The sequence below is a fragment of the Ruegeria sp. CH8 genome, from assembly GCF_056536985.1.
In genome coordinates this window covers 20,648-30,395 of record NZ_JBQFQR010000039.1, presented here as the reverse complement: position 1 = coordinate 30,395, position 9,748 = coordinate 20,648, and the positions used below count along the sequence as shown (strand labels likewise).

At 53.9% G+C, this 9,748-nt stretch carries 7 protein-coding genes and 2 pseudogenes; 2 read left to right on the top strand and 7 right to left on the bottom strand.

The window, feature by feature from the left end; translation table 11 throughout:
• Positions 1–96: 96 nt before the first annotated feature.
• The 6 genes and pseudogenes from ACR0ER_RS23965 to xylF form a co-directional block, all read right to left on the bottom strand.
• A pseudogene (locus ACR0ER_RS23965) lies at positions 97–432 on the bottom strand (transposase); the annotation flags it as partial.
• A gap of 84 nt (positions 433–516) precedes the next feature.
• Positions 517–852, bottom strand: a pseudogene (locus tag ACR0ER_RS23960) (IS6 family transposase); the annotation flags it as partial.
• Positions 853–1,073: 221 nt separating this feature from the next.
• Positions 1,074–2,381 carry a xylose isomerase gene (gene xylA / locus ACR0ER_RS23955; RefSeq protein ID WP_480771041.1) on the bottom strand — a complete coding sequence of 436 codons (1,308 nt, stop codon included), beginning with the start codon at positions 2,379–2,381 and terminating at the stop codon, positions 1,074–1,076.
• A gap of 9 nt (positions 2,382–2,390) precedes the next feature.
• Positions 2,391–3,194: an ATP-binding cassette domain-containing protein gene (locus tag ACR0ER_RS23950; RefSeq protein WP_480771040.1), complete on the bottom strand. Its 804-nt coding sequence runs from the start codon at positions 3,192–3,194 to the stop codon at positions 2,391–2,393.
• On the bottom strand, positions 3,194–4,492 hold the full coding sequence (locus ACR0ER_RS23945; RefSeq protein WP_480771039.1) for a sugar ABC transporter permease: 1,299 nt from the start codon (positions 4,490–4,492) through the stop codon (positions 3,194–3,196). The genes ACR0ER_RS23950 and ACR0ER_RS23945 overlap by 1 nt, the downstream gene beginning before the upstream one ends.
• Before the next feature lie 63 nt (positions 4,493–4,555).
• Positions 4,556–5,575, bottom strand: coding sequence for a D-xylose ABC transporter substrate-binding protein (xylF, locus tag ACR0ER_RS23940; protein ID WP_155150139.1), 1,020 nt, complete (start codon positions 5,573–5,575; stop codon positions 4,556–4,558).
• A gap of 151 nt (positions 5,576–5,726) precedes the next feature.
• Between xylF and ACR0ER_RS23935 the strand changes: the two genes are divergently transcribed.
• Both ACR0ER_RS23935 and ACR0ER_RS23930 read left to right on the top strand, forming a co-directional pair.
• Positions 5,727–6,944 (top strand): ROK family protein, encoded by a 1,218-nt coding sequence (locus ACR0ER_RS23935; RefSeq protein WP_480771038.1) that lies wholly within the window; start codon positions 5,727–5,729, stop codon positions 6,942–6,944.
• On the top strand, positions 6,934–8,445 hold the full coding sequence (locus ACR0ER_RS23930; protein WP_480771037.1) for a CRTAC1 family protein: 1,512 nt from the start codon (positions 6,934–6,936) through the stop codon (positions 8,443–8,445). The genes ACR0ER_RS23935 and ACR0ER_RS23930 overlap by 11 nt, the downstream gene beginning before the upstream one ends.
• On the opposite strand, the gene ACR0ER_RS23925 is transcribed toward ACR0ER_RS23930, so the two are convergent.
• Positions 8,446–9,747 (bottom strand): cytochrome-c peroxidase, encoded by a 1,302-nt coding sequence (locus ACR0ER_RS23925; protein WP_480771036.1) that lies wholly within the window; start codon positions 9,745–9,747, stop codon positions 8,446–8,448.
• Position 9,748: the final 1 nt, after the last annotated feature.

Below are 9,748 nucleotides of genomic sequence, written 5' to 3'. Positions count from 1 at the left end.
TTTGGGAGCGCGTTTGCCAAGGCGCCGGTCACCCAAACAGTGGACGACTTTTGCTCCGCCCAATGGCAGACTTTCTCACCGCCGTTGACAATTTATGAGCAACCGCAGTTCAAGAGCCTGTTCGGCAACCACCTCCTTCAGATCACGGGCTTCCCGTCTCAGATCCTTCACTTCGGTGGAAGTTGCCGCGCGGGCCGTGTCGCATGCCAGACGTTTCTTGCCGGCTTCCAGGAATTCCTTGGACCAGCTGTAGTAAAGGCTCTGCGCGATGCCCTCACGACGGCACAGCTCTGCAATGCTGTCCTCGCCTTTTAGGCCATCCAGCACGATCCTGATCTTCTCTTCTGCAGAGTACTGTTTGCGGGTCGCACGGTGAATGTCCTTTACGATCTTATCACCGTGGCTCTGCCTGGTTCCGGCTTTCTTTCTCATCTCCACTCCTTGGCGGTTACGATGAGCCAGAAACCCTCTCTTATCAAATCGACTTAAACTGTCCCATCGGTGCTGAAGTCAGACAACAACCGCTTCCAACACCTCGCATTCATGATCAACGGCCCGCCAGAGGCAGTGCCGCCTGCCATTCACCTTCACAAAAACCTCGTCCACGTGCCACTGCCATTTGGAGAACGCACGCAGTTATTGAACACGCTTCCGTCTTATCTCAGCAGCAAACATCGGGCTAAACCTGTTCCACCAATATCGGACAGTCTCGTGGCTCACGTCGATCCCCCGTTCGTGCAGAAGGTCTTCAACATTCCGAAGCGAGAGCGGGAATCGGATGTAAAGCATCACCACAAGGCGGATAATCTCGGGGCTGGTTTTAAAGTATTTGAAAGAGGCAGGTCTGGGCATGGGCAAAAGCTACGCAACCGCCCTGCCCTGCTCAAGCAAAGTTAATCTGACAAGACCGTCAAGCATTTGTGACCCAAAACGAAATGCGGCCGTTTGACCTGAATAACGAAAGGTTTTGTCTGTAGGGACGGGTTATGAACAAAACCTCCATTCGCGTCCTCAGCACCAAGGAAGGCTTGGCGTGACTTTTCACAACAGCGGAGAACATCCAAGTTTGGCAGTTAAACAAATCTGTTCACATAATTCTCTATTATTTCCTGGCGTCCAGATTGCGGCTCTGGGTTTATTCCTTCATTTAAAACGCGCGCGGAAATTTCATCCAGACTACTGGCTAACATGGACGCTGCTTTTGGAGACTTCCAACCAGAATACCGTTGCGAAAGCGCGTTTTCCAAACCGCCATCTTCAATCATTGCAGCCGCTGCTTTCAAACCGCGTGCGCATATGTCCATTCCGCCGATATGAGCCGCCACCAGATCGACAGGGTCAATCGATTGCCGGCGAATTTTGGCGTCGAAATTTGTGCCGCCGGTGGTAAAACCACCAGCTTTCAGGATGTAATAGTAAGCTAGGGCGACTTCCGGTGTATTGTTCGGAAACTGGTCTGTATCCCATCCGGATTGGTAGTCGTTGCGGTTCATATCAATCGAGCCCAGCATCCCTTCAGAAGCCGCAACTGCAATTTCATGCTCAAAGCTATGCCCGGCAAGGATCGCGTGGCCCTGCTCAAGATTTAGCTTCACCTCGTTCTCTAACCCGTACTTCCGGAGAAAACCGATGCACGTAGCTGCGTCATAGTCGTATTGGTGCTTGGAAGGCTCTTGAGGTTTCGGCTCCACAAGAATGGTGCCTTTGAACCCGATCTTGTGTTTGTACTCTACGACCATGTTCAAAAAACGGCCCATGTGGTCCAATTCAGTTTTCAGGTCCGTGTTCAGAAGGGTTTCGTAGCCCTCACGACCACCCCACAGAACATAGTTTTCGCCGCCTAGCTTGTGGGTTGCATCCATGCAGGATTTTACTGTCGCGGCAGCAAATGCAAAAACGTCGGGATCAGGATTGGTACTGGCGCCAGACATCCAGCGACGATGACTGAACATATTGGCCGTACCCCAAAGCAACTTGGTTCCAGACGCCTGCATCTTTTCGCCGATGTAATCAGTGATTTCTTCCAGAGTTCTCAGGTTTTCAGAAAAATCACCCTGCTCTGGCCGGATGTCAGCGTCATGCCAGCAGAAGAATGGCTGGCCCAGAAGCTCAAACAATTCGAAAGCAATGTCCGCCTTTAGGCGAGCTCGGCCCATGTCGTTCTGTGGATACCACGGGCGTTCGAATGTCGGCCCACCGAATGGATCACCGCCTTCCCAAGCGAATGAGTGCCACCAGGCAACCGCAAATCGCAGATGGTCCTCCATACGCTTGCCCATGATGATTTCATCCGGGTCGTAGTGACGAAAGGCCAACGGGTTCTTGCTATCCACGCCTTCAAACTGGACCTTCTCGATCCCTTCAAAAAATCCACTTGGCATTTCTGCCCCCTACTCTGCTTTTTGCGCTGGCTGCTTGCCGAGAATAATCATCGACAAAAGATCGTCGTCAGTGACATCTGCGATATCGACCGTACCAACCAGTTTCCCATTCTTCATGACCGAGGCCCGGTCACACAGTTCCATGACGGCATGCACATCGTGATCGATCAGGAATATCCCGATGCCTTGCGCCTTTAGCTGGTGGATCAGATCCGCCACCATCTGCGTTTCATGCGGCCCGAGCGCTGCTGTCGGCTCATCCATGATCAGAATACGTGCGTTGAAATAGACAGCCCGAGCGATCGCCACTGATTGTCTTTGACCACCCGACAAGGCGGAGACCGGGTCATTGAACTTCTGAAAGTTCGGGTTGAGCTGCGCCATGATCTTTCGGCACTCGGCCTCCATGGCTGCGTCGTTGACCAAACCAAAAGGCGTTGTCATCTCGCGCCCCAGGAACAGATTCGATGTCGCGTCCAGATTGTCGGCCAAGGCGAGGGTCTGATATATCGTTTCGATGTTATTCGCCCGGGCGTCGCGGGGATTGCCAATCTCGACCGACTTGCCATCGATCAGGACCTCGCCGTGGTCCATCTGATAGGCGCCGGACAATACCTTGATCAACGTGGACTTTCCGGCCCCGTTGTGGCCAAGCAGACCAACGACTTCGCCCGGATAGAGATCGACCGACACATGATCGACGGCCTTGATCCCACCGAAGGAAATCGAAATATCGCGCATCTCGACCAATGGCGGCGCGCCTGAACCGCGCCCAGTACCGGAAGGTTTTTTCTGAGTATCCTGAGCTTGCATCACTTGGCCCCCAGTCGCTTGCGGTAAACGATGTCGATATAGACGGCCAACACAAGGACGCTGCCGACGACGATGTTCTGAAACGGCGCGTCAACGCCAACCATTGCCATGCCCGATTGCAGCGCCTGCATGATCAATGCACCGAGGATCGCGCCATAGATGGTGCCGATGCCGCCCGACAATGCGGTTCCTCCGATCACTGCAGCGGCTATGACCCGAAGTTCGTCGAGCGTACCAATGTCGTTCGAATGGTTTGCCAAGCGGGCCGAGGCGACCACCGCGGACACGGCGCACAAGAAACCCATCAAAGCAAAGATTTTCACGGTCAGAAGCCGAGTGTTGATGCCCGAAAGCTCTGCCGCATCCGGGTTGCCGCCAGTAGCAAAGATGTATCGGCCGAACTTGGTTTTCCGCGCCACAATTGTCAGCGTGACGGCCACGATGGTTAGGATGAGTACAGAAATCGGTATGCCGTATCCGACGACCAGCCCCTCTGGCATTGTCTCTCCGCGCGCTTCGAACATGCGTTGCAGCCGGCGCGTCGGAATGGCGTAACTGTTTACGATGTAAACGTACCCAAGGATGGCAATTGCGATTATCCCGGCCAGAGTGGCCTCGGCCCAAACAGGTTTCACACGGAAGCCATGTGCCGCTTTTGCGCGTCGGCCACTCCACAAAGCCCAGATGGCAACCGCAGTAGCGAAAAGCCCAAACAGCCAGCTTGTCGTCGTTCCCAACGTACCGTTAGTCCCGCCAAACATCAGGAATGTACTATCCAGAGGACCAATCGTCTGGCCGCTGGTCAAATACCACGCCACGTTTCGCCAAACCAAAAATCCACCAAGGGTGACGATGAAGGCTGGTATCGTAAGATAACCGACCATCCAGCCGTGAAATGCACCAATCAGCGTGCCGACAAACAGCCCGACGACAATGGTGATCGCCCAGGTTGCAGGATTGTTCAAACCCATCCCAAGTACCTGCGGCAAAAGCTCGGTTTGCGTCATTGCCATCACAGCCGAGGTTGTTGCCAATAGTGCGCCAACCGACAAGTCGATGTGCCGCGTGACGATAATGAACACCATCCCACATGCCATGATGGCAACCGAAACTGTCTGGATGGACAGGTTGAATAGATTGCGCGGCGTCAGGAACCTTCCATCTGTGAAGATGTTGAATCCGATGCACAGGATGACAAACGCGCCGATCATTCCCAAAAGCCGCATATCCAGTTCCAGTTGCTGGAACAGGTTGGGTTTTGCTTTTTCAGGTACCGGCTGAGACGAAGTTTCGGTCATTTCCGATCTTTCATATTCAGCATTTGCCCCAGGCCCAGACTAAGAGGCCCAGGGCTGAGTGGTTTAGTTACAAGGGGCAGGTCCGTTTTCAACGCCTTGGCAAAGATCTTCCAGCGGGATCCATCCGGCATCAACAACCACGGACAAGTTGTCCTTAGTGATTGGAACAGGCGCGAGGAAAACCGAGTTCATCTCGGTGCCACCCGGTGACGTCCAGCTCACTGCGCCTTCGACATCAGCAGGGCTTGTCCCACCGCTCAACGCAACAGCGATTTCGCCAGCGGCCTTTCCAAGTTCGCGAGCATCCTTCCAAACCGAAACTGTCTGCGTTCCCAGCGCAACACGGTTCAACGCAGCGTGGTCGCCATCCTGACCGGAAACCGGAATGCCTTCCATGCCCTGTGCGGTCAACGCAGCAACAACACCGCCTGCAGTACCGTCATTCGAGGCAACGACTGCATCCACGTTGTTTTCATTTGCAGTCAGGATTTGTTCCATGTTCCGCTGCGCGTTCGCGGGCAACCAACCATCCGTATAGGCTTCACCAACGATTACGATGTCACCGCTGTCGACGGCTGCTCCGATGATCTCTTGCTGACCACCCCGCAGAAAATCAGCGTTCGGATCAGTAGGAGAGCCTTTGATCATCACGTAATTACCTTTAGGCATGGCCTCAAAAACAGCCCGGGCCTGCATTCTGCCAACTTCCACGTTGTCGAAGGTCAGATAGAACGCACGGTCGTCCTCAATCAGGCGGTCATAGGCAATCACAGGGATACCTTCATCCGCCGCGGCCTGAACCGCTGGCCCGATGGCCTGCGCGTCCTGCGCCAGAATGATAAGCGCGTCCACGCCTTGGGCTATCAGGCTTTCAATGTCCGATAGCTGCTTTGCGGAAGAAGACTGCGCGTCTGCCGAAATGTACTCGGCACCGCCTGCTTCAAGCGCGGATTTGATGGCTGCCTCATCTGTTTTCCAACGCTCTTCCTGAAAGTTCGACCAGCTTACGCCGACCACTGGCTCTGCGAATGCGGTCGAAGCCAACAAAGTAGCGACAGCCGAAAAGCTGAGAATTCTCTTCATGATTTCCTCCCATTTGCCGAGCCATCGCATTTCGATTCGCGGCTCTCACAAATTTGAATACCATATTTATTTCAGTCGGTAAAATATTTACTCTACAAGAGGCAGTCAAATTCAAATAGATTGGACCAACAGCAAGATTCGCGAGGACAAGATGCTGAAAAGCAAAGCCTCTCCGGTTTCTTTGGAACAAAGAAATACGACCCGTTTACGGGTATTGGAGCACATCAGAGCCAAGGGGTCCGTCTCGCGGATCGATATTGCATCCGCCTTGCAAACCAGCCCTGCGACTGTCACCGCCGCCACGGCTGATCTCATCTCGGCCGGGCTGGTCAAAGAGACTGAAAGCCAAGCAAAGTCAAAGTCGGGGAAGAGAGGCAGACCCAGAGTATTGTTGCAATTGGACGGCCAGATGCACCTTGTGGCCGGCCTCAAGGTGGCTCGGCAAGTAATCTCAGTTATCTTGGTCGACTTTGAAGGTAACGAAGTCGCATCCCATAAATATGGTCTGGATCACGCCAGAATGTCGCCGCAAGAATTTGTATCGGCGATCCGTGAAGCTCTTGAAGAAACCTGCAGTCAAATCGATCGTTCTGCCGCTCATTTGGCAGGTGTTTCTATCGGGGTGGCTGGACTGGTCGATGCAAACAAAAATTTTGTCCACTGGTCTTCTTCGATTACTGAGAGAAACATTGATTTCAGCCACTTGCTTTCAAATGAGCTGCCCTGCCCTGCATTCGTTGACAACGACGCCAATCTTGTCGCCAAGGCCGAACAGCTTTTTGGCTTGGGCAAGGGTTTAAAGAACTTCCTCGTTGTTACGATCGAACACGGTGTTGGCCTTGGCATCGTATTGGACGGCAAACTATACCGTGGAGAACGAGGCTGCGGCGCTGAGTTTGGGCACACCAAAGTTCAACTTGACGGGGCTTTGTGCCAATGCGGTCAACGCGGATGTCTTGAAGCCTATGTGGGCGACTATGCTTTGATCCGCGAGATGACGGTCACCGGTCATACCAACGACATGGAATCCGTTTCCGACATACATGACCGCGCCAACTCAGGTGACCACAGAGCTTCATCGGTGCTTGCCCGCGCAGGTCAGATGTTTGGCCTCGGGATTTCCAACCTGATCAACTTGTATGACCCAGAGTGCATTATCGTCTCGGGGACACAAATGAGCTTTGAACATTTGTGTTCCAGCGAAGTGATGACCCGCATTCGGAACGGCGTTGTGAATGTCGATGCACCTTTGCCCCAGATCAAAGTTCATCACTGGGGCGACATGATGTGGGCAAAAGGGGCAGCAGCATACGGGATCGAACAGATTTCGATCCTCAAGGTTAAGGAACTTACGGCGAATGCGTCTTGAGATTGCGATATTTGCGACTTTGGCCACAGTTGCGAATGCGGGCGCTGATGCTCCTGAGTTTATAAACGTTGAAGTGCCAAAACACGTCTATGATGGCGGGTGGGAACATTTTGTCGGCGGTGGTGTGGCCGTTTTCGATTGCAATGGGGACTCGCTGCCGGAACTCTTTGCGGCTGGCGGATCCAACCAGTCTCAATTGTTCATCAATACCTCGAAGGAACAGATATCATTTCAGGCAGAGACGTCTGAGGATCTTTCGCTGGCCGGTGTGACCGGCGCTTACCCTCTCGACGTTGATAGCGACGGCGTAATGGATCTGGCGATTTTGCGTGTTGGCCCAGACCTTCTTCTGCGGGGCCATCCCGACTGCCAATTCAGCCCTTTCGATACACTCGGTTTTCAAACGGAGGATCACTGGACCACAGGTTTCTCGGCAACATGGGAAAGCGGGCAAAGCTTACCGACATTGGCGTTTGGCACCTATGTAGATCGGTTTGATCCTGAAGGTCCTTTTGAGTCTTGCGGGCCTACCCTTTTGTACCGCCCGAAAGGTGGCTCGTATGACGAGCCACTGCATCTTGAGCCCGGCTACTGCTCGCTTTCTATTTTGTTTTCGGACTGGGCCCGAACTGGCCGCGCTGATCTTCGCGTCAGCAACGACCGTCATTACTATGTTCGCGGCGGTCACGAGCAGTTATGGGCGATGGAGGCTGAGCCTCGGCAATACTCGGAAGACGAAGGCTGGCTTCCATTTTCGATCTGGGGAATGGGGATCGCCTCTCGGGACCTTACAGGAGACGGTTTTCCCGAAGTTTATCTGACCTCGATGGGTGATCAGAAACTTCAGGTATTTGACCCAGTGACAAACGGCCCGACCTGGCGCGATGCAACTTACGAAAAGGGTACGACCGCTCATAGACCGCATATCGGTGGAGACGGAAGGCCATCCACCGGGTGGCACGCACAGTTTGGCGACGTCAACAACGACGGCCGGGACGATATATTCGTGGCCAAGGGAAACGTAGAACAGATGCCCGATGCGGCTCTGAACGACCCCAATAACCTACTACTACAGAACTCCGACGGTCAGTTTATTGAAGCTGCAACAGATGCCGGTGCTGCCTCGATGGCTAAGTCTCGTGGCGCGGCGCTTGTTGACCTTAACAACGATGGCAAGCTGGATCTGGTGGTCGTCAACCGAGGTTCTGAGCTCGAAGTCAGTCAGAACACTTCTCAGGGTGGCAACTGGTTGTTTCTGGATGTCACTCAGGATCAATCCAATCACGCAGCAATTGGTGGATTTATTGAAGTCAAAACCTCGCAAGGCATTCAAACCCGCGAGCTAACAATCGGCGGCGGTCACGCTGGTGGTATCGCTGGGTTTCAGCATTTTGGGCTTGGGAGTGAGGACCAGGTGCAGGTTCGTGTGATCTGGCCGGACGGGTCGAAAGGCGAGTGGCTGGACTATCAGCCCAACCAAATCATACGTCTTCACCGCTGATTACTTTTCAACCGGCAACCCGCTTGGAACTTGGTCGGGCACACCTAGCCGCTCTGCCCGGTCTTCAAGGCTTGCCAGAAATCTGAGAAGAGCGTCGATTTCCTGATCCGCTAGCTTAACATTCGACAAGCTGTTGCTTTGGGCAATCGCCTCCACGTGCTGATTGTCCAACATTGCCCTTTGATCTTTGGAGCCCGGGAAGTCCGGCAATGCGGCCAACTCGAGCGAGTAGTTTTTTAACGACGAAACCGCGTCCAAATGATGCCGTACGACGTCCTCAAGTTCGGCAAAAGCTCCGTTGTGTCCGTACGGAGCTGTCAGCGTCACGTTGCGCAAAGATGGCGTGCGGAAAACAAACGCGTCGTCGGGATCACCGGTCACGCGAAGACGCCCGTCGTCCCTGACATGGTTTTCAAATCGCGCCGCCTTTCCCGGGCCGATCTGCGGCAGTGCGATCGAATGAAACTTGTGATCGGTCTGGAACCAGCCCGAGTGGCAATTGCTGCATCCGGCTTTTCCATAGAACAGGCCCATACCAATCTCGGCCTCTTCTGACAGCTCAGCCTCACCTCGCATCGCACGATCGAACGGGCTGTTATCCGCGCGCCACTCGAACGCGATAAAGTCCGCGATTACGTTGGCAATTGCCGTGAACGTAACTCCATCATCCGGCGCTAAATCTTCAAACCTCTGCTCATACTCTGGAATGGCCGCAACACGTTCTGCAATCAGATCCCAGGCACCGCCTTGCTGTGTCAGAAACCCGAGGCGAACCGCTTTGCTCACGTCATTCTCGGAGTAATGACCCGCCATTTCGTCTGGCGACAAAACCGGGAACATAGCCTGTGCGGCCAGCGTCGAATTAAAACCAGACCGCATATGAGTACCCAACGGGGTTCTGATACCATCAGGTTGCGTTGGGTCTGCCTCTAGTCGCCCATCGTGGAAAAACGTCGTGAACTCAGTGGCTCCGAGGTTCCAAAGCCCTGGTGAGTTTCGAGGAATACGTTGCTCCGGGGTGTTCTCTGGGTTCAATTTCCGCTCTGGACCCAACCCAATTCCCCCTTCCCCTATACCAAGGGAAACACCGTCGGACGTGCCAAGCCTGGGATGATGGCAGGTCGCGCAGCTGATATTCTTGTTGCCAGACAAAATCGGGTCATAGAACAGCAACCGCCCCAGCTCGACACTTGCAAAGTCAGGTTCGATGAACTCCGGCAAAGGACCAAGCGATTGGGCACGCGCACCGTCCACCACTGAGATCACCAACCCAAAAGCCAAGAATAGCGAAAATGCTCTCATG

Excerpts from the sequence above, each read along its gene's own strand:
- ACR0ER_RS23945 (WP_480771039.1), bottom strand. The coding sequence starts at position 4,492 with ATGACCGAAACTTCGTCTCAGCCGGTACCTGAAAAAGCAAAACCCAAC.
- xylF (WP_155150139.1), bottom strand. The coding sequence starts at position 5,575 with ATGAAGAGAATTCTCAGCTTTTCGGCTGTCGCTACTTTGTTGGCTTCG.
- xylA (WP_480771041.1), bottom strand. The coding sequence starts at position 2,381 with ATGCCAAGTGGATTTTTTGAAGGGATCGAGAAGGTCCAGTTTGAAGGC.
- ACR0ER_RS23935 (WP_480771038.1), top strand. The coding sequence starts at position 5,727 with ATGCTGAAAAGCAAAGCCTCTCCGGTTTCTTTGGAACAAAGAAATACG.
- ACR0ER_RS23950 (WP_480771040.1), bottom strand. The coding sequence starts at position 3,194 with ATGCAAGCTCAGGATACTCAGAAAAAACCTTCCGGTACTGGGCGCGGT.
- ACR0ER_RS23925 (WP_480771036.1), bottom strand. The coding sequence starts at position 9,747 with ATGAGAGCATTTTCGCTATTCTTGGCTTTTGGGTTGGTGATCTCAGTG.
- ACR0ER_RS23930 (WP_480771037.1), top strand. The coding sequence starts at position 6,934 with ATGCGTCTTGAGATTGCGATATTTGCGACTTTGGCCACAGTTGCGAAT.